This window comes from Saccharothrix xinjiangensis (assembly GCF_039527585.1).
Classification (GTDB): domain Bacteria; phylum Actinomycetota; class Actinomycetes; order Mycobacteriales; family Pseudonocardiaceae; genus Actinosynnema; species Actinosynnema xinjiangensis.
The window spans coordinates 303,953-329,423 of sequence record NZ_BAAAKE010000006.1; the positions used below are offsets into that span (position 1 = coordinate 303,953).

Here is a 25,471-nt window from a genome sequence, read left to right on the forward strand (position 1 = left end):
GCGCGTTTTCCGTCAAGATCGACGAGGAGTTCGGTGATCGACTAGGCTCTGCCGCCACCGCCGCGCCCGTATTCGCCCTCGAATGCGGGCGATAGCCGGGAACATCGGTCACGAATGATCCAGGAGGCGCTCCACTTGTCCACCGACGCCGCTTTTCCCCGCCCCGGCGAGGCCTTGGCCTCGCTCTTCATGAGAACGGGTCCGCTGGCCGAAGTCCTCGGCGAGGAGCGGGTGGAGGAGTGGACCAGGGTCGCCACCGAACTGCGGAACGACTTCTTGGCGGACGACGACCTCGGGGCCGAGGAGAAGTACGACCTCGTCAAGCTCTGCACGGTCTACTACGCGCACGGGAAGCCGAGAGCGGTCGAGGAGCACATCGGCGGACTGCGCATCGACTACCTGTCCGACGTCGTCGACATCGTCGAACGGCTCATGGAGGGCAACGGGCAGTGGAGCTACCTCAGGGGACAGGAATGGTTCGAGGAGGGTGAGCACGTCGTCGCCGTCGACGTGAACTACTACCCGAACCGGCGGGGTTTCAGCCTGTTCCCGGGGTTCCACAAGGACACCGCCGGCGACAACGTCTTCGTCAACCTGGTGTTCGACAACGACAAGCCGACCGAGGCGACGGAGTGGTTCGCGGACCTCGCGGAACCCGGGGAGGAACGGGCGGAGCGGCAACGGCGGCTCCTGCTGCCCCAGTCCCACCTGGAGGAGCTGGCGCACGCGCGCGAGGTCCTCCGGGCTCGCGGCGAGGCGACCCGGGAGGTGCGCGGCGGGGTGAGCCCGCACCGGCACACCTACCTGTCGTGGGTGGACGAGTTCGTCTGGCACGCGACGCCGACCCCGACCCGGCGGATCCACTACTCCGCCGAGGCCGCGCTCGCCGCGTACGAGGAGTTGGACTCCACGTCGGAGGGCGCGTTCCTGCACGTCGACCAGGAGCACCGGGCGGCGATCGCCGGCGCCGAGGTCGTCGCCACCATCGGTGACTGCTCGGGCACCCACCTGGAGGGGTGGTTGGCGGCGAGGGACCTGGGAGTCCAGGACGTCACCCCCGACGTGGCCAGGACGGCGTGGCGGGAGCTGTACCGCGGTGGCGACGGCGCGGTCCGGTTCGAGGAGGACGTCCGCGAGCGGGGCGGGTCGACCTGGCGGATCACCGGGCGGCAGGCCGTCGCGAACTCGCCGCACCCGCACCTGCCCGACAGCTCCGAGATCGTCGAGACGCCCGTCGGGCTGTCGAACCGCGAACGGGCCAACAGCTCGGCGGAGAACCGCGAGGCCCTGCTGGAGGTGCGGGAGGCCAACGCCGGCGAGCCCCGGTCGTTCCTCCGGACGTGGGTGCGGGTGGTGGCCGTGGGGGGCGACGAGCTGGAGGGCGTCGAGTTCAGCTCCCCGTGACCCGACGGGGTGGAGCTCCCCCGGTGAGCCGCGGGCGCCGCCGGGCGCGACGGTGGTCCCGGCCGCCGCCGCGCCCGCCCGAACGGCTGACCGCCAGCGCCAGGACCGTCGCCGCGGCAGCCGACCAGGCCGCCGCGGCGAACCCGGACGAGGTGAACGCCAGGCCCACCGCGGCGACGCCGAGCGCGCCCGCCAGCTCGCGGCTCGCGGTGACGGCCGCCGAGGCGACGCCGGCGAACCGCTCGTCGGCGGCGTCCAGCACGGTCGTGGTCAGCGGGGTGGTCAGCGCCGAGCCGAAACCGACCACCACCAGGCAGACCAGCACGCCCGCCACGGGCACGACCGGCGCCACCAGCAGCCCGGCGGTCACCGCGACCAGCCCCGAACCGGCCGTGCGGGTCGCGCCGAACCGGGTGACCAGGAACGGCACGGCGGGCGCGCCCGCGATCACCGCCACCGCGGCGGGCACGAGGAACAGGCCGGTTTCGAGCGGGGTGAAGCCCTCGGCGCGGTGCAGGTGCAGCGGCAGCACGAACAGCACGCCGCTGATCGCGAGGCCCCACAGCGCCTGCGCGACCGTGCCGGTGGCGAACGCCCTGAGCCCGATCGCGGACCGCGGGAGCAGCGGGTGCGCCGCCGACCGCTCGACCGACCGGAACACCAGGCACGCCACCACGGCCGACGCCGCTGTGACGGGTCCCGCGCCGAGCACCGCGGCCGTCACGGCGAACACCGCCACCGTCAACGCGACCGTGGAGCGGACCGGCAGGGGCGTCGGCGCGGTGGGCCGGGACGGCAGCGCCCGGTGCGCGAGCAGGGCCGCCGCCGCGCACACCGGGACGTTGCCCAGGAAGATCCACCGCCAGTGCGCCGCCTCGGCGAGCAGGCCGCCCAGCGCGGGCCCGACCGCCAGGGCCACCGCCAGCGCGCCCGTCCACGCCGCGATGCCCAGCCGCCTGCGGTCGGCGTCCAGTTCGGTGCGCAGCACCGCCAGGCCGGTCGGCACGACCGCCGCCGCGGCCGCGCCCTGGGCCGCCCGCCACAGCGACAGCGCCCACGCGTCGTCGGCCGTGCCGCAGCCCAGGGAGGCCGCGGCGAACCCGACCAGGCCGGTGATCAGCACCCGGCGCGGGCCGAACCGGTCGCCCGCCGCGCCCGCGGCCGGCATCAGGCTCGCGAACACGAGCATGTAGCTGACCACGGCCCACTGGAGGTCGCCGGTGGACAGGCCGAGGTCCGCGCCGATCACGGGCAGCGCCACCACCAGGACGTTGTTGTCCAGGGCGGTGACGAAGCCCGCGACGCAGGCGACGAGGACGACGGCGTTCACCGCAGCGCGGAGGTCAGCAACGACCAGGACGCGTGCAGCTCGCGCTGCCAGTACTTCCAGGTGTGGGTGCCGCCGCCGTAGGCGTTGACCGTGACGGTCAGGCCGAGCGAGCGGGCGTGGAGGACGAAGTCGGGCGAGGTCGTGCCGACGATGGTCTCGAACGGGTCCAGGGTGAGCCAGCTGTCGTCCAGGGGGCCCTTGAAGCCGTTGCCGAAGGAGACGTAGAGCCGGGTGCCGCGCAGGTCGCGGGCCAGGCTGCGGGGGTTGTTGGCGGCCCACACGAGGGGGACGACGGCCTCGCGGCCCCACGGGCCGTACGGGTCGAGGCCTTCGCGCAGGACGGTGGTGTAGATGAACTGCGGCACGCCGATGAACTGCGTCGACAGCAGCCCGCTGTAGGAGGCGGCGGCGCGGAACAGGCCGGGGTGCTTGGCCGAGTAGGTGAACGCGCCCGTGCCGCCCGCCGACAGCCCGGCCACGGACCTGGCCGTGCCGCCCCGGTAGTTGCGCTCGACGAGCTGGATCAGCTCCTCGGTGTGGAAGGTCTCCCACCGGGGTGTGCCGCCCCGACCGTTGTTGTACCAGTCGGTGTACCAACCGGCGCGACCGGCGTCGGGCATCACGACGAGGACGTCGGTGGCGGCGCTCAGCTCCTCGACGTCGGTTTCGCGGGTCCAGGACGTGTAGTCGTCGCCGACGCCGTGGAGCAGGTAGAGGACCGGCCAGGTGCGGTTGGCGGTCGGTGACCAGCCCGGCGGGGTGAGGACCCGCACGGGCACGTCCTTGCCGATGGCGGGCGAGGAGATGGTGAGGTCGGCGGTGCGGGTGTCGAGCCACCTCTCCGCGACGACCCGTGCGCCGTCGTCGGACGGGACGGAGGGCGCGGCTTGGGCGGGTGCGGTGAGCAGGGCGGTGGCGGTCAGGGCGGTGGTCAGGGCGGCGGAGAGGGTCAGCAGCGCGCGGAACATGGGTTCTCCCGGAAATGTCGGACCCCGCTGGCATGATCAACGACAGGGGACCCCCTGGCGGGGACCTCTGCGCGGGCTTTCAGACGGCACTGCCCTGCGTGCGCTTTCACACGGCATGGCGCGGCACTGCACGGCATGGCACGCACGGGTAGTTCGGCCGTTCACGACGCGGGCAGCAGGCCGGCCAGGTAGCGGTCGCGGCAGGCCGCCCTGGAGAGCTTGCCGCTGGACGTGCGCGGCACCGAGCCCGGTTCGACGACCAGCACGTCGCGCACCCTCACGTCGTGGTGGCGCGACACGGCCGCCCGCACCCGGTTGCGCACCCCGGCCTGGTCGACGGCGGCGCGCGGCGACTCGGCGCTCCGCTCGGCCACCACCACCAGCGCCTCCCCGTCGCCGGCGGGCACCGCGAAGGCGGCCACGTGCCCCCGGCGGATCACCTCGTCCGCGCGTTCGGCCACCGCCTCGACGTCCTGCGGGTAGTGGTTGCGGCCGTCGATGACGATCAGGTCCTTGATCCGGCCCACGACGTGCAGGCGGCCGTCGTGCAGCACGCCCAGGTCGCCGGTGCGCAGCCACGGGCCGCGGGGCAGGCCGGGCGCCGCCAACTCCGCGCCGAAGCCGTCGTCGCCGTCGCCCCCGCCGGTGAAGTCGCCGCCGGACCAGTAGCCGGGGGTGACGTTGTCGCCGCACACCCAGATCTCGCCCACGCGGTCGGCCGGCGCGGGCTCGCCGGTGGCCGGGTCGACGATCGCGACGTGCTGGTCCACGGCTCGGCCGCAGTCGACGAGCACGCTCGCCCGCGCCGGGTCGGGTTGGGGTTCGGCGCGGCCGAGGGCGAGTGCCCCGCGGTCGAAGGACGTGGTGGCGGGGCCGTCCGAGGCGGTGACGAAGACCGTGGCCTCGGCCAGGCCGTAGGACGGGCGCTGGGCGTCGGGGCGCAGGCCGCACGGTGCGAAGGCCTCCTGGAAGCGCGCCAGGGTCCCCGCGTGCACCGGCTCGCTGCCGTTGATCATCGCCACCACGCCCGAGAGGTCCAGAGCGGACCGCTCGGCCTCGGCCACGCGGCGCACGCACAGGTCGTAGGCGAAGTTGGGTGCGGCGGTGATGACGTCGCGCCTGCCGTGCATCGCGCGCAGCCACCGGGACGGGCGGTAGAGGAACGCCAACGGGTCCATCAGCACCGCCTCGACACCGGTGGTCAGCGCCACGCCCACGCCCAGCACCAGGCCCATGTCGTGGAACAGCGGCAGCCAGCTGACCGGGGACGCCGCCGCGTCGGCCAGGCCGTAGGCGGTGAGCGCCTGCCGGACGTTGACCCGGAAGTTCCGGTCGGTCACCACCACGCCGGCCGGGGCGCGGGTCGAACCGGAGGTGTACTGGAGGTACGCGGGCCCGCCCGCGCGGCCCTCGGGCAGGGGCGCGGCGGACGGCGGCACGCGGCCCACCACCACCGCGTCCAGGCCGAGGTCGACCGGTGCGGCGGTGAGGGCGACCCGGGGCGCGCAGTCGCGCAGCACGCCGTCCAGGCGGTCGCGGTGCCCGTCGCCGCTCACGGGGAACAGCGGCACGGCGAGCACGTCGGCGTAGAGGCAGCCGACGAACGCCACCACGTAGTCGATGCCCTGCGGCAGCAGCAGAAGTGCGCGATCACCCGGGACGCACCTCTTTCGCAGCTCGAAAGCCACACCGCGGGCCCGCGCGTCGAGTTCCGCCCAGGTGATCGACACCGGCGCGCCGAGCGGGTCCAGGTCGTGGTCGACGAAGGTGAAGGCAGTGCGGTTCCCGCGTTCACCGGCCCAACGCCGGACAGCGTCGGCGACCGTGCCCGTCCTGGTCAGCACAACGGTCATGGCCAGCCTCTTTCTCCTGGTGCGACAGTTTTCAAAATGGCTTTTGTGCGTCTTCGACAAATTTTCCCAAGACGCTTTCCAGCATGTTGAGCACGGAAGCTACTCACGAGTAGAACAACTGTCAACGATTACTTCCAGCGACTCCCCGAGACCCGATCGGACTATTGTTCCCGATCCTTTGGCGGGCCACGATCGAGCGCACTCCGCCGCACTTCGCGCACAATCCCGAAAGGCTCCCCCATGACCGGCACGCCCCCGGAAGCGGAACTCCGCGCGTGGTTGGCGCGCCACGTGGCGGACCTCGTCGACCTGCCCGAGGACGAGGTCGACGTCGACCAGCCGCTGGCCGAGCTGGGGCTGTCGTCCCGCGACGCCGTGGTGCTGGCGGGCGCGCTGGGCGACCTGGTCGACGCGCCGCTCCCGGCCACCGCGCTCTACGAGCACCCCACGATCGCCCGGCTCGCCCGCCACCTCGCCGGCGCCGGGGTCGAGCACGCCGGCGGCGGACCGGTGACCGGGGACGACATCGCGGTGGTCGGCGTCGGCTGCCGCCTGCCGGGCGGGGTCACCGGCCCGGAGGGCCTGTGGACCTTCCTGCGCGAGGGCGGGGACGCGGTCGCCCCCGCGCCGCCCGACCGCTGGCCCGGCCTGCCCGAGGGCACGCCCCGCTTCGGCGGGTTCCTGCCCGACATCAAGGGCTTCGACGCCGAGTTCTTCGGCATCGCGCCGCACGAGGCCGCGCACGCGGACCCGCAGCAGCGGCTGGTGCTGGAGGTGTCCTGGGAAGCCCTGCACCACGCGGGCATCGCGCCGGACTCCCTGCGCGGCACCCGGACCGGCGTGTTCGTCGGCATCTCCAGCGGCGAGCACGGCGCGGCGCAGGCCGCCGACCTGGACCGGGTCGAGCCGTGGACGGCGACCGGCGGCGCGCTGTCGATCGCCGCGAACCGGCTGTCCTACCTGCTGGACCTGCGCGGGCCGAGCCTGGCCGTGGACACCGCGTGCTCCTCGTCGCTGGTCGCGGTGCACCACGCGTGCCGGAGCCTGCGCGCGGGCGAGAGCGACACCGCCGTGGTCGCCGGGGTGAACCTGCTGCTGGGCCCGGCGGTCACGGTCGCCTTCCACCGCGCGGGCCTGCTGGCCGCGGACGGCCGGTGCAAGCCGTTCGACGCCGCCGCGGACGGCATCGCCCGCGCCGAGGGGTGCGCGGTCGCGGTGCTCAAGCGGCTGGCCGACGCGCGGCGCGACGGCGACCGGGTGCTGGCGGTGGTCCGGGGCAGCGGGGTGAACTCCGACGGCCGGTCCAACGGGCTGATGGCCCCGAACCCGCGGGCGCAGGCCGACCTGCTGCGGCGGGTGTACGCGGAGGCGGGCGTGGACCCGACGCGCGTGGACTACGTGGAGGCGCACGGCACCGGCACCCTGCTCGGCGACCCGATCGAGGCGGGCGCGCTGCGCGAGGTGCTGGGCGGCGGGCCCGGGGTGCTGCTGCTCGGCTCCGCCAAGGCCAACTTCGGTCACACCGAGTCGGCCGCGGGCCTGGTCGGACTGGTCAAGGCGGTGCTCGCGATCCACCACGGCGAGATCCCGCCCAGCCCGCACTTCCGCGCACCCAACCCGCACATCGACTTCACCGGTCTGCGCGTGGTCACCGGGCCGACGCCGTGGCCGCGCCGCTCGGGGCGGATCACCGCGGGCGTGTCGTCGTTCGGCTTCGGCGGCACCAACGCGCACGTCGTGCTGGAGGAGCCGCCCGCGCCCGATCCGGTGTCGCGGCCCGGAGGACCGGCGTTCCTGGTCGTCGCCGGGGTGTCGGAGCAGCGGGTGCGCCGGCACGCCGAGCAGCTGGCCGACTGGTTGGAGGGTGGCCGCACCGACGCGGGCGACCTGCCCGACCTGCACGACGTGGGCGCCACCCTGGCCCAACGGCGCGGGCGCGAGCCGTTCGCGGCGGTGGTGAGCGGGGCCGACCGGGGCTCGGTGGCGGCCGCGCTGCGCGCCCTGCCGTCCGGGGTGCGGCGGGTCGAGGCGCGGACCGGTGCGGTGTGGGTGTTCTCCGGGTACGGCTCGGGCTGGGCGGGCATGGGGCGGCGGCTGCTGGCCGCCGAACCGGTGTTCGCCGACGCGGTGGACGAGCTGGACGGCCTGCTCGCGCCGTACTCGGTGCGCGAGCTGCTGGAGGTGCCCGGCGAGGGCCTGGGCGCCGGTCAGGTGGCGCTGTTCGGGGTGCAGGTCGCGCTGGCCCGGCTGTGGGCGTCGCGCGGGGTGCGGCCGGCGGCGGTGATCGGGCAGTCGGTGGGCGAGGTGGCCGCGGCCGTGGTCGCCGGCGCGCTGTCGCTGCCCGACGCGGCGCTGGTGATGACCACCCGCGCCCGGCTGCTGGACGTGGTCGACGGCGCGGGCGGGATGGCGGCGGTCGAGCTGGCCGCCGACGAGGTGGACGACCCGGCGCTGTCCGTGGCCGTGCACGCCGCGCCTCGCCGGTGCACGGTGTCCGGACCGGCCGACCGGCTCGCCGCGCTGGTGGGGCGGGTCGAGGCGGAGGGCGGCGCCGCCCGTCTGCTGCCGCTGCGCACCAGCGGCCACTCCCCCGCCGTCGAGCCGGTGCTCGGGGAGCTGGTCGACGCGCTGCGGGACGTGCGCGGGCGACCGGGTGACGTGCCGCTGTACGGGACGGTGCTGGCCGACCCCCGGCACGCGCCGCCGTTCACCGCCGACTACTGGGCCGCGCACATGCGGCGCCCGGTGCGGTTCACCCAGGCCGTGAGCGCCGCGCTGGCGGACGGCCGCACCGCGTTCCTGGAGGTCTCGCCGCACCCGGTGGCGCTGGCCGCGATCGCCGAGCACGCGCCGGACCTGCTGCTGGTCGGGACGCTGCGCCGCGACGCCGACGAGGTGGAGGAGTTCCACGACAACCTCGCCGAGCTGCACCTGCACGGGCTGGTGCGGCCGCGGGTCGTGGTGGACGTGCCCACGGCGCCCTGGGCGCACCGCGAGCACTGGGCCGCGCCCCGACCGCGCGGAGGCGGGCACCCGCTGCTCGGCCAGCACGTCGAGCTGCCCGACGGCACGCACGCCTGGCAGGCGGACGTGGGCGTGGCCGCGCTGCCCTGGCTCGCCGACCACCGGGTGCAGGGCACCCCGGTGCTGCCCGGCGCGGCATACGTGGAGATGGCGCTGGCGGCGGGCTCTCGGGCGGCGGGTGGTCCGGTGGGGCTGCGGGACGTGGAGTTCGAGGCGCTGCTGCCGCTGACCGGGGAGGTGCGGCTGAGCACCACGCTGCGGGGCGGTCGGGTCGAGGTGCACGCCAAGGCGGAGGACGGCTGGGTCCGACACGCGACCGCGACCGTCGTGCCCGGGGTGGAAGGCGGCGGGCCGGGCGGCGGCGGGCCGGAGAGCAACGGACCCGGCCGGAACGGGCTGGAGCCGGTCGCGCTGTACGACCGGCTGGCCGAGGTCGGCATGGAGTACGGGCCGGCGTTCCGGGGCGTGCGGGAGGCGCGGGCGGGCGGCGGGGTGGCCGACTGCCTGCTGCGCCGCCCCGACGGGCCGGACCGGGCCCTGCGGCTGCCGCCCACGCTGCTCGACTCGTGCCTGCACGCGCTGGCCGCCGCCGCGCTCGACCTCGCGGTCGACGGGCCGTGCCTCCCGGTCGGGATCGGGGCGGTGCGGCTGCACGGCGACCCGCGCCGGGCGGACCGGTGCGAGGCGGTGGTGGCCGGGGACGCGACCGGGCTGACCGGGTCGGTGCGGCTGCGCGACGACGCGGGGACCCTGCTGGCCGAGGTGCTGGACGTGCGGGTGCGGCCGGTCGCGGCGGCGCTGCCCGCCCTGGAGGCCCGGTGGGAGCGGCAGGACCTGCCGGCCCGCGGCGGTCCGCGCACCTGGCTGCTGCTGGGCTGCGACCCGGAGGTCAGGGCGGCGCTGGTCGTGGCCGGGCACCGGGTGACCGGCGACCCGGCCGAGCCCGCCGACGGCGTCGTGTTCCTGCCCGGCCGCGACGGGCTGGAGCAGGACCTGGTGCGGCTGTCCGCCCTGGCCTCGGGGACGCGGCGGCTGTGGGTCGTGACCCGCGAGGCGGCGGTGGTGCTCGACGGGGAGCCGGGCGCGCCGGAACCCGCCGCGTTGCGCGGCGCGGTGCGGGTGCTGGCCTTCGAGCGGCCGGGGCTGCGGGCGTCGATCGTGGACGTGGACGACCTCGCGGCGCTGCCCCGCGAGCTGGCCGCCGACCTCGATGACGACGAGGTCGCCTGGCGCGGCGGCGACCGGTACGCGGCGCGGCTGGCCCGGGTGGACGCGGGCGCGCCCGCCGAGGTGGTCGCCGGTGGCGCGTACGTGGTGACCGGTGGCCTCGGCGGGCTGGGGCGGGTCGTGGCCCGGTGGCTGCTCGACCGCGGTGCGGCGCGGGTCGTGCTGAACGGGCGGCGCGAACCGGCGGCCGGGGTGCTGGAGGGGCTGGGCGGCGACGTGGTCGTGGTGACCGGCGACGTGGCCGAGCCCGGTGTGGCCGAGGACCTGGTGGCGGCGGCCGTGGCCGGCGGGTTGCCGCTGCGCGGCGTGGTGCACGCGGCCGGGGTGCTGGCCGACGCACCGGCCGACCGGGTGTCACCGGAGGACGTGCGGCGCGTGCTGCGGCCCAAGGTCGACGGCGCGCTGCGGCTGCACGAGGCCACCACCGGGCACCGGCTCGACTGGTTCGTGCTGTTCTCCTCCGCCGCGGCCCTGCTCGGCTCGCCCGGCCAGCTCGCCTACGCCGCCGCCAACGCGTGGCTGGACGGCTTCGCCCGGTGGCGGCGGGCCGGCGGACTGCCCGCGACGAGCATCGGTTTCGGCGCGTGGAGCCGCGTCGGGTTGGCCCGCGACACCGACAACCCGCTGCTGCGGCCGATCTCGCCGGCCGAGGGCGTGGCGGCGGTGGAGGCGCTGGTGCGGTCCGGGCGGGCGGTGACCGGGGTGGCGCGGTTCGACCCGCGCGCGGCGGTGGAGCTGTTCCCGCAGTTGGCGCGGCGGCCGTTCCTGGCGGGGTTCCTCCAGCCCGGGGACCTGGTCGCGGCCGGCGGGGACCGGCTGACCGCGATCGTCGAACGGGTGCTGGGCGCGGCGCCCGACCCCGCCGCGCCCCTGACCTCGCTCGGGCTGGACTCCCTGATGGCGATGCGCCTGCGCAACGCCGTCGAGCACGAGCTGGGCGCGCGGCTGCCGGTGCCGCTGCTGCTGCGCGGCGCGAGCCTCCAAGACCTGGCCCGGCACCTGGACGGGGAGGCGGGCGGCGATCACGCAGGCGGCGATCACACGGGCGGTGATCACGCAGGCCGCGATCACGCGAGCGGCGATCCGGCCGGCAGCGCCGGACGACCGGGCCGGCGGGTCGAGCCGCGCGACCCGACCGAGCGGTGGCTGTTCGGCCTGTGTGCCCGAGTCCTCGGGCGGCGGGACTTCGGCGTCCACGACGACTTCGCCGCGCTCGGCGGTTCGGCAGCCGACCTGCTGGCGCTGGTCCGGCAGCGGGCGCCGGGCGCGGACCTGGGCGGCGCGCGCACCGTCGAGGCGATGGCCGAGCACCTGCGCGGGCGGTTCGAGGGCGCGGACGGGCCGGTGCGGGTGCTGCGCGCGGGCGGCTCGCTGCGGCCCCTGCACCTGTTCCACCCCGCCGGCGGGCCGACCGGCGTGTACCAGCCGCTGGTGGACCTGCTGCCCGACCGGCCGTGCCGCGGCTACGAGCGCGTCGACGACGTGCCCGACATCCCCGCCAAGGCGAAGCGGTACGCGGACCTGGTGCTGGCCGCGCAGCCGTCCGGGCCCTACCTGCTGGGCGGCTGGTCGTTCGGCGGGTGCCTGGCGCACGAGGTGGCGTGCCGGCTGGTCGGGGGCGGCCACGAGGTCGAGCTGGTGGTGATGATCGACACCGTGCGCCCGCTGCCCGCGCCGGACGTGCCGCCCGCCGAGCTGGTGCGGCACCGGTTCGAGCGGTACCTGGCGCACGTCGAGCGGGTGCACGGCGCGTCGGTCGAGCTGCCGTGGGAGGCGCTGTCCGGCCTGGACGACGTGGCCCAGGTCGACGCGGTGCTGACCGCGCTGGTGGCGGCCGGCGTCGGCATCAGCCCCGGCGCGCTGCGGCACCAGCGCACGTCCTACCTGGACGCGCGGGCGGCCGAGCGGTTCACGCCGCGGCGCTTCCCGGGCCGGGTCGTGTTCTACCGGGCCACCGAGCGGGAGACGCTGACCACCGTGCTGGACCCCCGGTACCTGCGGCGGCAGGAGGACGACGACCTCGGGTGGGCCGACGCGTGCGGGTCGCTGGAGGTGGTCCCGGTGCCCGGCGACCACCTGTCCATGGTGGACCCGCCGCACGTCGCCGTGCTCGCCGACCACCTTCGGCGCGTGCTGGGCGGCTGAGCGGCGGTGTCGGACCCGACCGCTACGGTGCGCGGATGGACAACCCCGCACCGTCGTGGGCGCGCGGTCCGCTGGTCGCGCTGGACCTGGAGACCACCGACGTCAACCCGCACCGGGACCGCATCGTGACGGCCTCCGTGGTCACCATCACCCCGCGCGGGCCCGGTGAGCGCCCCGAGGTCGACACGCGCACCTGGCTGGCCGACCCGGGCGTGGACATCCCGGCCGAGGCCACCGCGATCCACGGCATCAGCACCGACCAGGCCCGCCGCGAGGGCCGCCCGGCCGCGGAGGTCGTCGCCGAGGTGGCCGAGCACCTGGCGCGGGTGTGGCGCCCCACCACGCCGCTGTGCGCGTTCCACGCCGCGTTCGACCTGACCATGCTCGACGCCGAACTGCGTCGCCACCACGGCCGCGGGCTCGCCCGGACCGGTCCGGTGGTCGACCCGCTGTGCGTCGACCGCCACCTGCGCCCGGTCCGCGGCTGGGATGACAAGCGCACCCTCGCCGCCGTGTGCGCCCACTACCGGGTGCGGCTGGACAACGCCCACACCAGCGCCGGTGACGCGATCGCGGCGGCGCGCGTGGCCTGGGCGCTGGCCACGCGCCACCCCGACGAGGTCGGCCTGCTCGACCCCCGGGAGCTGCACGAGCGGCAGGTCGGCTGGTACCTGGAGCAGGAGCACGAGTACGCCGCCCGGCTGGAGCGGCGGTGGGAGCAGCGGGTCGCCCGCGGCGGCGAGGACGAGCACACCGACCGGTTGCGCGACCGGATCGCGGACGTGCGGTCGCGGGCCCGGACGTGGCCGCTGGTGCCGGCCGACTAGGGACCGCCTCGGCCGGCCTGGGGACGGGGCGCCCGGCGCGCGGGGTGGAAGAGGGCCCCCGCGCGCCGGGACGTCTCACAGGCCGTTGCTGAACAGCAGGCGGTTGACGGTGCCGCCGGTGGCGCCGCCGCCGACCACGTTCGGGGTCGCGGCGGAGTTGAGCCAGTTGTGCACGGTCGCCGACGACTGGTCGCCGAACCGCTGCTTGTAGAGCGCGGCCACGCCCGCCACGTGCGGTGTCGCCATCGAGGTGCCGCTCATCGCGCCCGAACCGCCGGTGCGGACGGTCGAGGTGATCGACGTGCCGGGCGCGTAGATGTCCACGCAGGCGCCGGTGCTGGAGAACGAGGAGCGGGCGTCGTTGTTCTGCGAGGACGCCACGACGGAGGCCGTCTCCACCTTGCGGGGCAGGCGGTCGCAGGAGTTGCCGCCGGTGTTGCCCGCCGAGGTGGCCAGGAAGACGCCCGAGGCGATCATGTTCCGGATCGCGGTCTCCAGGCTGGCCGACGCGGTGAAGTTCCACGAGGTGTTCGCCACGGCGGGCTTGGTGTGGTTCTGCGTGACCCAGTTGATCGCGTTGAGCGCCGCGGTGGTGCTGGCGCTGCCCGCGCAGTTCATCATCTTCACGCCGTGCAGGCGCACGCCCTTGGCGATGCCGTAGGTGTTGGACCCGATGGTGCCCGCCACGTGCGTGCCGTGGCCGTGGCAGTCGGTGTTGTTGGTGTCGACGGCGTTGTAGTCGAAGGTGGCCCGGCCGCCGTAGTCGGCGTGGCCCGGGGTGATGCCGGTGTCGATGATGTAGGCGTGGACGCCCGCGCCCGTGTAGTTGTAGGTGAAGCTCGCCGACAGCGGCAGGTTGCGCTGGTCGACGCGGTCGATGCCCCACGACGGCGGGTTGGCCTGGGTGGCGTCGAGCGCGTCGGTGACCAGCACGTCCTGCTCGATCGCGGCGACGGACGGGTCCCGGCTGAGCTTGCGCAGCTGGGCCGGGGTGAGCTTGGCGGAGAAGCCGTGGAACGCCGCGTCCCACACGTGGGTGGGCGTGACGCCGGCGGCGGAGGCGACGCCGAGGCCGCTGCGGGCGGTGGCGCCCAGGCTGACGATGTAGGTGTCCTTGATCGGGTGGACGGTCGCGGAGGCCGTCGCGAGGACGACGTCGGCCTGGTGGGCCGGTGCGGCGAGCGCGGCTCCGGTGGTGAGCCCGACGGCGGTGGCGGAGGCGGACAGCAGGGTGAGCACTCTGGTGAAAGGACGCACTTGTCGGCTCCTTCGGGTGAGCCCGGACCAGTGCGCCCCGACGCAGGGTTGACGGGGACGACAGTCACTCGTCCGGGTTCATCCCAGCAGCCTGACCAGCACTTATGCCATGGTCAACCAGCTTCGGCCGAACGGCCGCCGCCGCGTCACGCTCGGTCGACAAAACCGGCAATTGGTAAGGACCACATCGCTCGGGCGGCGTCTTGGCCGCCGCCAACCGGGTCACCGCGACGCCGGCGAGCACCACCAGCGCCCCCGCCACCACCCGGGCGGTCAGCGGCTCGTCGAGCACGGCCGCGCCGAGCGCGACGGAGACGACCGGCAGGAGGTAGCCGACGGTCGCGGCGCTGGTCGCGCCCTCGTCGGCGATGATCCGGTAGTTGAGCACGAAGGTCGCGCCGGTGCCGAGCACGCCCAGCACGACGACGGCGGCGATCGCGGTGGGGTTCGGCCGGCTCGCGGCGTGGTCGAACGGCAGCAGCAGGGCGCTCAGGCCGGTGGCGGCGGCGAGCTGGGCCGCCGACACCGCCATCGCGCCGCCCTTGCCGACGAGTTCGCGCCCCATGTAGGCGAAGGCGACCGCGTAGCTCGCGGCGGCGCCGAGCAGGCCGAGCGCCGCCGGTCCGGGCAGCCCCTGCTCCCACGGCGCGAAGATCAGCAGGACGCCGCCGAAGCCGAGGCCGAGGCCCGCCAAGCGCGTCGGGCCCGACCCGCGGTCCGCGCCGACGGCCAGGCCGATGAGCAGCGACCACAGCGGGGTGGTGGCGTTGAGCACGCCCGCGACGCCGGAGTCCACGGTCCGCTGGCCGAGGCCGAACAGCACGAACGGCAGGGCGTTGCAGAAGAACGCGGCCACCGCGAGCCGGCCCCACAGGCCGCGCGGCAGCCGTTCACCGGCCCGGCGGGCGAGGGCGAACACGACCACCGCGCCCAGCGCGCACCGCGCGACCGCGATCTGCACGGGCGTGAACCCGGTCAGGGCCAGTTCGATCCACAGGAAGCACGAGCCCCAGAGCAGGGCCAGCAGTCCCATCCGCAGCACGCGCCGTCCGGTCATGGCACGAACATCCCCCAACTCCGGTTCCAGGAAAAGTGAAACCTCGTGAGGGTGCGTTAAGCACTGCTTCAAGGTCGGAGCCCGCTTCGTCGAGGGCCCCGACCCCGGGGGTCACCTCAGCGCGTGCGGACCATGAGCCGGTCCACGCCGTGGACGATCGAGGCGCCGCGGAACACCGGCTGGTCCTCGGTCAGGCGCAGGTCCGGGAAGCGGCGCAGCAGCGCCGGGTAGGCCGCGCGCAGCTCCAACCGCCCCAGCTGGGCGCCCACGCAGCGGTGCGCGCCGTAGCCGAACGCCAGGTGCGACGACGACGTGCGGGTGTGGTCGAAGCCGGCCGCGACCTCGCGGTTGGCCGCCGTCAGGGAGACCACGACCGCGTCGCCCTCCTCGATCCGCTGGTCGCCCACGGTGAGGGCGTGCCGGGCGAACCGGGGGAACGCCACCTGCACCACGGTCAGGTGCCGCAGCAGCTCCTCGACCAGCGGGCCCACCGCCGCGTCGTCGTCGCGCATCGACGCGCGCGCCGCGTCGTCGCGCAGCAGCACGTACGCGCCCAGCGCCAACATGCTCGCCGTGGTGTCGAACCCGCCGGTCAGCACGCCGTCGGCCAGCCCGGCCAGCTCCGCGTCGTCGACCGCGTCGCCGTGCTCGCGGATGATCATGCCGATCAGGCCGTCGCCCGGCGAGCGGCGCTCCCGCTCCACGATCTCCCGCATGTACTCCAGCGACTCGGAGATCGCGCCCAGCGCCTGGCCCGCGCCGCCGAGCACGTCGAACCGGGCCGCGGCCAGCCGCTGGAACCGGTCGCGGTCGTCGTACGGCACGCCCAGCAGCTCGCAGATCGTCAGCGACGGGATCGGCAGGGCGAACTCCTTGACCAGGTCCACCGGACCCGGCGCGGCCTCCATCGCGTTCAACCGCTCGGTGACGATCTCGTCGATGCGCGGCACCAGCCGCGACAGCCGCCGCATGGTGAACTCCGGCGTCAGCAGCCGGCGCAGCCGGGTGTGGTCCGGCGGGTCGGCGAACCCGAGACCCCCGGGCGACTGCTCCAGCTGCCCCACCGCCTCGCCGAGGCGGGTGTAATCGTTGCTGAACGCCGCTGTGTCGGACAGCACCTTCTTGGCCTCGGCCTCCCCCGTGACCAACCACACGCGAACGCCGAACGGAACCGGCACGCGGTGCACCGCGCCCGACTCGCTCATCCGCGTCAACTCCTCGACCGGCTCGACCCCGTTCCGCTTCAGCGGAAGCAGCGCACGGTCCGGGAGCAGCGACAACGCACGTGAACCGATCTTCCCCATGATCCACCGCGTAGCCGAACGCCGTGCGACCCACCCCACCAGGCCGTCGCGCACAGACGCCAGAGTCGCCATTCCACACCCCTCGTTCCCCAGATCGAATCGTCGAAACGGTAACGGTACGAACCTGAGAGGGGCATCGAGCCACAGGCGGATTGACACGACGACGGCTCGTGAAAGACGATCGGCGACCGCGCGTGAACGGGGAGCCGGGGGTCGAAGCCGTCCGGGTCCGCTCGCGCACCGCGCCCGGGACACCCGCTGACGCCGGACCACCCCTACCGGGGCAGCAGCGCCGCCACCTCCGCCAACGCGTCCAGCACCTCCGGCGTGAGGTACCCGGCGGCGAGTTCCGCCTCGGCCACGGTCACCGTGCCCCGGTACCGCTCGGAGCCGTAGTTCGCCCCGGAGAACGCGACCTCCGCCAGCCCGAGCGCGCCCGCGCCCAGCGGCTCGACGTCACCGGAGCCCGGCTCGTCGACGACGCCCTGGAACCGGCGGGCGTCACCGCTCGACGCGAACTCCACCCAGGCCACCGCGACGACCGCGGTGTTGCCCGCGTCGTCGCCCACCGCGAACAGCACCCGGTCCATCGACGCGCACCCGGTGTCCCGCAGGAAGTCCCGCACCTCGCCGAACGACGCCGCGGCGCAGTCGGCCGGCTGCTCGTCCGTCCGCTTGAGCCCGTGCAGCCCCATCGCCAGCCAAGCGCCCTCGACGTCGCCCTCCCGCGCCCGGTCCTCGCTCGCGGCCTTGCGCGTGGTCAGGCTGAGGCCCGCGCCGCCCGCGCCACCGCCCTCGCTGAGCCCGACCGCTCCCCCGTACCCCACCGCGCTGAGCGCGACCAGCCCCGCCAGCAGCACCGGCTTGGCCCGGCCGCCGCCCCGGCCCGCGACCGGGCGCACGCGGCCCTTGGCGTCGGTGTAGAAGCTCCTCGGCATGGCGACCTCCCCCCGAGCAAGGTTTAGCAACGCTCGTGGCGAAGTGACCCGATTTTCGCGGAGAACCGCTCGATCAGCGCAAACCGAACGGTCGGTCCATCCTGCGTCGCCGCTGTGCCACCGGGGGTGGCGCGGTGGTCACCGACGCCGAGCGGCCTTCACCGGCGTCGGGCGGTCTTCACCGACGCCGGGCGGCGAGCAGCAGCGCCAGGCCCAGCACCGACATCACCAGGCCCATGCCGTAGGCGGAGCGGTAGCCGAAGTGCTGCGCCGCGCCCAGCAGCGGTCCGGACAGCATGGAGCTGACCTTGTAGGTGTTGGTGTAGAGGGTGGTGGCGTAACCGGGGCGGTCCGGTGCGAGGTCCTGGAAGTAGGAGATGCCCAGCCCCATCACCGCGGAGATCACCACGGCGTGCAGCGCCTGCGCGGCCATCACCTGCCAGGTCTCCTGGGCCACCAGCACGATCGCGTAGTAGCCCAGCGCCACCGCGCCGCCCGACAGCACCAGCACCCGCTGGCCGCGCCGGACCGCCAGCGCGCCGAAGGCCAGCATGAGCGGGATCTCCAGCGCCGCGCACAGGCCCAGCACCAGGCCCGAGTCGGCGATCGTGCCGCCGAGGTCCTCGGTGACGAACAGCGGCATCGCCGCCACGCCGACCGACGTCGCGCCCTGGAGCAGGACGAACGCCAGGCTGGCCAGCAGCATCTCCTTGCGCGTGCCCGACCGGTCCGCGGTGGTGTCGGTCGACGCCGGTTCCGACCGGCCCAGCTCCGGCAGCCACAGCGCGATCACCACCGCGGACAGGACGTAGCACGCCGCGGTCGCGCCGAACAGCCCGGTGAACCCGGTCCCGGCCATCAGCAGCGCGCCCACCGGCGGCCCGGCGACCCACGAGACCGACACCAGGGTGCGCAGGCCGCTCATCACCAGCGGGACCTTGGTCGAGCCGCTGCGGTCCAGCGCGTGGCGGGCGTAGGCGAACATCTGCGGCATCTGTGAGGCGGCGACGGACCCCAGCGACACCGACACCACCAGCAGGACCCAGTACTCCCGGATGGACGCGAACAGCACCCACGCCACCGCGCCCGCCGCGCTCGCGACCAGCAGCAGCAGGCGGCGGATCGCCCGGGAGTCGGACCACCGGCCGATCGCGGTGCTGACCACGATCGACCCCAGCGCGCTGGTCAGCAGGAAGGCGGCGACCTCGAACGGCCCGGCGTTCAACTCCTTGATCAGGAACACCGACAGCAGCGGCCCCACCAGCGCGTACCCGATGCCGGTCAGCAGGCTGACCGTGACGAGCGGCACGAAAGGCCTCGAACCGGACCGAACACGAGCAACGCTCATCACATCCACGCCGCCGATCCTCACCGGCGGGTCCGGCGGCGCGGAAGCCGATTTCCACCACGTGGGCCATGAGAGCGGTCACACCGCGGTGGCGCGAGCCACCAGGACGGCCATGTCCAGGGGCAGCCCGCGGATGTCCTCCAGCGTGAAACCGTTCCGGGCCAACAACTCCCGGTGCCGGTCGGCGGTGCGCTCGCCACCCCGCGGGGTGTTGACCATCATGTGGACGTCGAACGACAGCGGCAGCACCGACCGGTCGTCGAGGATCGGCCGCTCCACCACCGCGAGCAGCGCGCCGGCGGGCATCGCGGACCGGACGTTGCGCAGGATGGCCGAGGCGCGCTCGTCGTCCCAGTCGTGCAGGATGCGGGAGAGCAGGTAGACGTCGCCGCCCGCGGGCACCGGGTCGCGGAAGAAGTCGCCCGCGACCACCTCCGCGCGGTCCGCGCAACCCAGGCGGGTCAGCACCTCCCGCGCCGCGCCGGTCACGTGCGGCCGGTCGAACAGCACGCCGCGCAGGCCGGGCGCGGCGGCGAGCACGAGGCCGAGCAGCCTGCCGTCGCCGCCGCCCACGTCGACCACGGCGCCGGTGGCGGGCAGGTCGAGCAGGCCGGGCACCAGGTTCAGGAAGCTCGTGCCCGCCGCCATCGCGCCCTCGAACAGGCGCGCGTCGGCGGGGTGCGCCGCGAGGTGCTCGAACAGCAACGCGCCGTGGGAGTGCTCGAACGCGCTGCCACCGGTGCGCAGGGTGTGCTCCAGCGCGCTGAACGACCGGTAGAACAGGCCGCCGTAGATGCGGGCGAGGTCCCGCAGCGAACCGTCGGCATCGGCGCGCAGCAGCGCGCCCGCCTCGGTCAGCTCCCACGCGTCGCCGTCCCTGCGCAGCACGCCGAGCGCGCCGAGGAAGGCCAGCACGCGGCGCAGCTTGTCGGGTCGCGTGCCGGTGCGCTCGGCCAGTTCCGCGGTGGTGCGCGATCCGCCGGCGATCAGGTCGGCCACGCCCAGTTCGGCCGCCGCCGCCACGGAGCGGGTGCGCCAGGCGCCGGTCACCAGCTCGAACATCGCGCGCCGGGCCTCGTCGGGCCGGCCGACGTGGCGGCGCAGCAGGTCGGCGTGGTGACCGGGCAGCCGCAGCTCCACGCGGCCGCGACCGCGCAGGCGCAGCCAGGTCGAGTCCTCGCGCGGGTCGTGACCGCCGCCGTCGGGCGCGAGACCGGCGTCGACCAGCACCGCGTAGACGCCTCTCGACACCACGTCGTCCGCGGGCGCCCGGAACACCGGGTGCGCCCACCCGGAGCGGTCCGATCCGGACGACCCGACCCCGGCGACCGGCACGGACACCTCCAGCCCCCGCGCGCAACCGGGCACCGCGCCGCGCACGAGCCGCACGTCCACGTCCCGACCGCCCACGCGCGCCGACCTGGTCGGCGCAGGTCCCACCGGGTCCACGCCCAGCTCGACCAGCGCGGCCACCACGTCGTCCACGCGCCGCGCCGCCACCAGCACGGCGGTGTGCGCGAACTCCAGGTGCGCGGACACTCCCCCGGGCTCGTCGAGCGCGGTCGCCAACGCCCGCTCGGTGCTCGCGGACCGGGTGAAGTCCACCGCGTCCGCCAGTCGGCGCAGGTCCTGCTCGTCCAGCGCCTCGCGGCCACCGGTCTCCGTCACGGGCATGCCAGGTCCTTCCCAGCGAACGGCCGTGCCCCACCCGCCGGGGGCGGGGCACGGCGATGTCGTGACCTCTTTTCGAGGGTTATTCGCTTTCCAGCTCGGGGTGGAGCTCCACATCCGCCCAGCGCACCAGCCCGGCGATGCGCGGCTGCCCGTCGTGCCGCCAGGACATGCTCGGCTTGGTCATCGCGCCCGGCGCGCAGATCCGGCTCGCGCCCAGCACCGCCAGCTCGCGCCCGACGCGCCGGAACTCCTCGCCGACCGCGCCGAGGCCGACGTTCTGGAGGTGCCTGGCGTAGGGGCGCACCAGCTCGACGGCCGCCGGGAGGTCGGGCACCGGCACGATGCGCGCGACCCGGTCGCCCGCGCCGCTGAGCGGGAGCAGCGAGTCCTCCAGCAGGACGGTCCACTCCAGACCGTCGGGCGCCCACACCTCGCTGGTGTCGCTGGTGGCGGCCCGCCACTCCGCGACCAGCCTGCGGTGCTGGAGCGCGATGGCGTCGTGGGCCTCGACCGTCCCGGGTGGACAGTCGGCGGCGGCGCGGCGCATCGCGTCGGCCAGGTGTTGGGCCACGGCTCGGGCGTGCTCGGCCCCCACCAGGTAGACCTGCGGCGACAGGCAGGCGTGCTGGTCGAAGTCGCTGCAATCGGCGGCGATGCGCCGGGCCACCTCGGCGGGACCGTGCCGCGCCGCGTACTCGGCGCTGATCAAGCCGAACGAGAACTTGTGCGCGTGCTCCTCGTAGACCTGGTCCGGTCGGACCTTGGCCCGGACCGCCGCGCACGCCTGGTCGCCGCCGTACACGATCACCGCGTCGGCGTGCGCGAGGGCGGCGGTGATCGAGGCCTCGTCGTCGCGGTCCCAGTAGGTGGCGACCACGGCGTCCGCCAGCGCCGGTTCCACGTCGTGCAGGGTGCGCAGGAACGCGGCGGCGAAGTGCGGCTCCTTGGCCGGGATCTTCGCGATCACGCCGGACTTGACCAGCAGCGCGCGGACCAGGGACCGCGCCGGCAGGCCGGGCACGTTGCCGGAGAACACCGCGAGCGTGACGCCCGGCCCGACCGCCGTGGTGCCGCCGCGGAACCCGTCGAGCACCTCGGGGTCGCCCAGCTCGCGGGTCAGCGCGGCCAGCAGCGACTCGGCGCGCAGGTTGCCCACCTCGGCGTCCAGCGCCCGGTCGACGGTCTCCTCCGACATGCCGGTCACCAGCGAGGCGTCCCGCACCACGGCGCGGCGCGGGGCGAAGTCGCGCTTGGCCCACCGGTCGGCCACCTCGTCGAACGCGGCCACGATCCGGCGCACCGGCAGCGCGCGCAGCCGTTCGTGCGCGGCCCGGAGCCCGGCGCCGATCGCGTCCCAGTCGTCGGGCCGCTCGCCGCGCCACTCGTGCGCGCCGGAGCGGAGGGTGAACGACGTGCCCGGGTGGGTCACCCAGTCGGGCATCCACGACACGGTCACGCGGCACCCCCGGTCATCTCGTCCAGTGACAGCGAGCAGCCCCGGCTGGTGCTGCCGGCGATGCGCCCGGCGATGGCCACGCCCTCCGGTCCGGCGATGCCGACGTCGCCGGTGAGCAGCACGTGCGGCCGGTCGAGCAGGGCGTAGTCGGTGATCTCCAGCAGGCCGGGGCCGACCTCGCGGTACTCGCGGGTGCGCGGGTCGCGGACCCGCGGACCGCCCGCGGGCCCGCCCGCCTTGGGCCGCTCGCCCAGCGGGCCGACCGGGGTGTCCGCCGAGTCGTAGAGCGGGCCGGCGATCTCGGTCATGCCGAAGATGTTGCCGAACCGCTCGATGCCGAAGACGCGCCTGACCGCGTCGCGGAGGTCGTCCACGGCCATGACGCGCGAGCGGCCCTTGAAGCCGCCGCCGTCGTACATGCGGGAGCCGGGCGGCAGCTGCCAGGCCCTGCCCCGCGCCTCCAGGGCGTCGCAGATGTTGACGAAGGCGAAGGTCGCGCCGACCAGCACGACCGGCAACCCCTCGGCGACGGCCGCGTCGAGCCGCTGCGCCAGCAGCTCGAAGTCCACGCCCGCCTCCTGGACGACGGCGGTGCTCAGCCGGGGGTCGCCGACCGCCTCGGCGATGCGGGCCATGTCGAACGCGATGGCCATGTGCGGTGCGACCCGCTCGGAGGGCGCGAAGGGCAGCACCACGGGCCTGACGTCGGCGAAGTCGATCTCCCGGCGGGCCCGCGCGGTGACCGCGGCGCGCTTGAGCTCCAGGCCCAGCGGGGAGTACCGGACGCTGCCCCGGGTGCTGCCGGTCGTGCCGCTCGTGCGGAACTCGCGGACCACGGGCGCGTCGGGGAACAGGTGGGGGCCTCCGCCCTTGTACGCGGTGTCGGGGATGCCGACGCCCGTGCCGACCTGCTTCCAGTACCTGGCGACTTCGGGCGAGTTGGCCCGGGACAGTTCGATGAGCTGTTCGTGCACGTCAAGCGGGTCGCCGTCCTCCTCGACGACCAGCCTGACCATGTTCTCGAAGAGCCGCGCGACGTGGGGGTCGTCGTGGGCGATGGTCATCGACTCCTCCTGCGGTGAGGTGAACCCGGCCAGTCAGCAGTGGTTGATCGAGGGGCGCAAGATCGACCCCCGGAACGGGGTACCGCCAACCGGGTGGTTCGGGGAGGCCATAGGATGACTGAAAGTGGAGCTGGTGGAAACAAATGCGAATGTTCCGCTACGGGACCCGGAACGCCGCGAACCAGGGCGGAACGCCGATCCCGGACCCCACCCCGGAAGGCTGACCAGCGCCGACGTGGCGGAGTTCGCGCGCACGACGTGAGGCGGTCGAGGTTGTCGGGGGCGGCTGAACGCGTTACCGCGATAATGGCGAGACGCATCGGGATCGAAAAGAACCACACGAGACGTGACGGCTCGACACCCGTCACGGGCGGAACGGCGGCCTCGCCTCGGCGCGACCCGCACCCCAACGGTCGACCACTCGGAGCCCGGCACGCCGCGACCAGGAGTCCCCTATCGAGTGAACCTCATATTCGATCGGGCAAAACCGACGCCCGCTCGGTAACGCTCTGTTCCGACCCTCCACTGATGGACGCAGGTCAGAGCAAGTTCTCCGCATTATTGCGGGTCAGACGGACGTCCGATCTTTCACACCGTAACGATGTCACCAGCCGGGCTAACGATTGCCCGATGCAACCGATATCGCCGCTATGGACGACGATTCCACTCCGGCGGTACGAGTAGACGCGCCCGAACGCCGGAACAGGGCGTCCGAACGCGCGAACCGCAGGAACCGCACAGTCGCGGACCGAGCAACCACCTGGGGTGCCGGATGAACAGCCGAATGGTCGAACTCGAAGCAGTCCTGTCCCGATCCGCCCCCGATCGACTCGCGGCGCGGCGCCTGGCGGTGGAGCTCGCGCGCTCGCTGGACTCGCTCAGCGCCCGCCGTGACGTGGACCGGCTGCTGCGCTGCGCCGCCGCGCTCACCCGGATCGGCTCGGCCGACGCCGCGGACGTGCTGCTGGTCTCGATGCTCGCCCTGGTCGGCCCCTCGACGCCGGAGGCCGCGCGGGTGCGCGACCAGCAGGCGCTGGTGGCGGTCGCGCGCGGCCGGCGCGAGCCCGGGGCGGCCGCGCCGCGGCAGGCGCGCCGGCGGGTGCCGGGCGGCGCGTTCGGACGGGGCGCCCCGCTGCGGCAGGTGGTCGGCGACTTCCTCGACCCCGCGCCGGCGGCCGACCGGGTCGCGGTCGGATCGGTGGCCGTCGCGGTCGAACCGACCCACCCCGGCGAGACCGGCGCGCTGGAGCTGGCCCTCCAGCGCAACGCGGCGGTGCTCGGCTCGAACCACCCGCAGACGGCCGCGGTGCGGCTGAACCTGATGTGCGCGCGGTTCCGGATCGCCCGCGAGCAGGGCGACGCGGACGAGCTGGCCGAGTCGCTGGGCGACCTGCGCGAGGCCACCGACCGGGCGGTCGCGTCGCTGGGCTCGCACCACCCGCGGGCGCTGGTGGCGCAGGCCAACCTGGCGTCGGCCGAGTTCGAGCTGGCCAGGTCGCGGCGGTCCGCCGAGCGGGCCAGGCTCGCGCTGCCGAGCCTGCGCTCGGCCGCCGACCGCACGGCCATGCGACTGGGCTCGGACCACCCGCACGCGTTGATCGCGGCGGCGAACCTGGCCGCGGCCGAGCTGGAGCTGGCGCACGTGGAGGGCACCCGGCCGCAGGCGCAGCGCCTGCTGGACCTGGTGCGCGACGCGTCGAGGCAGGCCACCGCCGGGCTGGGCGCGGACCACCCGGCCGTGCAGGAGCTGGACGAGCAGCGGCGGGCGTGCGAGGCGCTGGTGTCCGGCACCGGGCCCGACCCGTCGTTCGAGCGCGGCTACGCCTCGTTCGCCGACGCGGGCCGTTCGCTGGCGACGGCGAAGCCCGGCGCGCCGGCGGTGCGGCAGGGCGCGCCGGCGACGGCCGAGTGGCCGGCGGGCACGCTGCTGCACCGGCTGCGGGAGACCAGCCGGCAGGAGCTGATGAACCTCGGCACCACCGTCCGCTACGCCGCCGACCGCGAGATCATCGTGCAGGACGCCACCGACACGCACGCGTTCCTGCTGCTCGACGGCGTGGTCAAGGTGCTGGTCACCGACGAGGCCGGCGACAGCGCCGTGCTGACCGTGCGGGTGGCGGGCGACCTGATCGGCGAGATGGCCGCGATGGACCACAGACCGCGGTCGGCGACCATCGTGACGTGCGGCGACGTGGTGGCGAAGCTGATCACCAGCGCCGAGCTGCACAGCTTCCTGCACCGCCGCAACGACGGGTTCGTCGAGCTGATCGGCGTGATCGACGACCAGCTGCGCTGGGCCAACCGCCGCCGCCGCGACTTCCTCTCCCACACCGCGGCCGAGCGGGTGGCGCGGGTGCTGGCCGAGCTGGTCGGCGCGCACGGCAGGCAGGAGCTGGGCGGCTGGGTGCTGGGCATCCCGCTGACCAAGGTGGAGCTGGCCTCGATCGCGGGAATGAAGCCGCGCACGGCGGAGAAGGCGTTCGCCGACCTGCGCAAGGCCGGCGTGGTGGTCAGCCACCTGCGGCGCGACGTGGTGGTGCCCGACCTGGACCTGCTGCGGCGGTTCGCGCGGATGTGAGCGCGGGGCCGGGCGCC

Annotated in this window: 15 protein-coding genes; 4 read left to right on the top strand and 11 right to left on the bottom strand. The window is 74.9% G+C overall.

The features are described 5' to 3' along the window. Positions 1–189 precede the first annotated feature (189 nt). A complete protein-coding gene (locus ABD223_RS16845; protein ID WP_344037182.1) occupies positions 190–1,404 on the top strand; it encodes a hypothetical protein in 1,215 nt (404 codons plus the stop codon). Here ABD223_RS16845 and ABD223_RS16850 read toward each other — a convergent pair. The 3 genes from ABD223_RS16850 to ABD223_RS16860 form a co-directional block, all read right to left on the bottom strand. Next, complete coding sequence (locus ABD223_RS16850) at positions 1,391–2,734, bottom strand: MFS transporter (RefSeq protein ID WP_344037183.1); 1,344 nt, start codon at positions 2,732–2,734, stop codon at positions 1,391–1,393. The genes ABD223_RS16845 and ABD223_RS16850 overlap by 14 nt on opposite strands. Then, on the bottom strand, positions 2,731–3,702 hold the full coding sequence (locus ABD223_RS16855; protein WP_344037184.1) for an alpha/beta hydrolase: 972 nt from the start codon (positions 3,700–3,702) through the stop codon (positions 2,731–2,733). The genes ABD223_RS16850 and ABD223_RS16855 overlap by 4 nt, the downstream gene beginning before the upstream one ends. Positions 3,703–3,863: 161 nt before the next feature. After that, a complete protein-coding gene (locus ABD223_RS16860; RefSeq protein ID WP_344037185.1) occupies positions 3,864–5,555 on the bottom strand; it encodes a fatty acyl-AMP ligase in 1,692 nt (563 codons plus the stop codon). 240 nt (positions 5,556–5,795) lie between these two features. Between ABD223_RS16860 and ABD223_RS16865 the strand changes: the two genes are divergently transcribed. Together ABD223_RS16865 and ABD223_RS16870 are read left to right on the top strand one after the other, a co-directional pair. Further along, on the top strand, positions 5,796–11,951 hold the full coding sequence (locus tag ABD223_RS16865) for an SDR family NAD(P)-dependent oxidoreductase (protein WP_344037186.1): 6,156 nt from the start codon (positions 5,796–5,798) through the stop codon (positions 11,949–11,951). 35 nt (positions 11,952–11,986) lie between these two features. Continuing rightward, complete coding sequence (locus ABD223_RS16870; protein ID WP_344037187.1) at positions 11,987–12,778, top strand: exonuclease domain-containing protein; 792 nt, start codon at positions 11,987–11,989, stop codon at positions 12,776–12,778. 75 nt (positions 12,779–12,853) lie between these two features. Here the strand turns inward: ABD223_RS16870 and ABD223_RS16875 are convergent, their stop codons facing one another. From ABD223_RS16875 to ABD223_RS16910, 8 genes are all read right to left on the bottom strand, one after another. After that, positions 12,854–14,035 carry a S8 family peptidase gene (locus ABD223_RS16875; RefSeq protein WP_344037188.1) on the bottom strand — a complete coding sequence of 394 codons (1,182 nt, stop codon included), beginning with the start codon at positions 14,033–14,035 and terminating at the stop codon, positions 12,854–12,856. A gap of 64 nt (positions 14,036–14,099) precedes the next feature. Then, positions 14,100–15,092 (bottom strand): DMT family transporter, encoded by a 993-nt coding sequence (locus ABD223_RS16880; protein WP_344037189.1) that lies wholly within the window; start codon positions 15,090–15,092, stop codon positions 14,100–14,102. 116 nt (positions 15,093–15,208) lie between these two features. Beyond that, positions 15,209–16,468 (bottom strand): cytochrome P450, encoded by a 1,260-nt coding sequence (locus ABD223_RS16885; RefSeq protein WP_344037190.1) that lies wholly within the window; start codon positions 16,466–16,468, stop codon positions 15,209–15,211. Positions 16,469–16,671: 203 nt separating this feature from the next. Beyond that, a complete protein-coding gene (locus ABD223_RS16890; RefSeq protein WP_344037191.1) occupies positions 16,672–17,334 on the bottom strand; it encodes a hypothetical protein in 663 nt (220 codons plus the stop codon). A 178-nt stretch (positions 17,335–17,512) separates the two neighbouring features. Beyond that, on the bottom strand, positions 17,513–18,643 hold the full coding sequence (locus ABD223_RS16895) for a sugar efflux transporter (protein ID WP_344037192.1): 1,131 nt from the start codon (positions 18,641–18,643) through the stop codon (positions 17,513–17,515). Between the two features lie 117 nt (positions 18,644–18,760). Further along, positions 18,761–20,356 (bottom strand): methyltransferase, encoded by a 1,596-nt coding sequence (locus tag ABD223_RS16900; RefSeq protein WP_344037193.1) that lies wholly within the window; start codon positions 20,354–20,356, stop codon positions 18,761–18,763. A 79-nt stretch (positions 20,357–20,435) separates the two neighbouring features. After that, on the bottom strand, positions 20,436–21,812 hold the full coding sequence (locus ABD223_RS16905; protein WP_344037194.1) for an acyl-CoA reductase: 1,377 nt from the start codon (positions 21,810–21,812) through the stop codon (positions 20,436–20,438). Beyond that, positions 21,809–22,876 (bottom strand): long-chain-fatty-acid--protein ligase, encoded by a 1,068-nt coding sequence (locus tag ABD223_RS16910; RefSeq protein WP_344037195.1) that lies wholly within the window; start codon positions 22,874–22,876, stop codon positions 21,809–21,811. Before ABD223_RS16910 ends, ABD223_RS16905 begins: the two co-directional genes overlap by 4 nt. Before the next feature lie 772 nt (positions 22,877–23,648). Here ABD223_RS16910 and ABD223_RS16915 point away from each other — a divergent pair. Continuing rightward, complete coding sequence (locus tag ABD223_RS16915) at positions 23,649–25,454, top strand: Crp/Fnr family transcriptional regulator (protein WP_344037196.1); 1,806 nt, start codon at positions 23,649–23,651, stop codon at positions 25,452–25,454. The last annotated feature ends 17 nt before the right edge of the window (positions 25,455–25,471 follow it).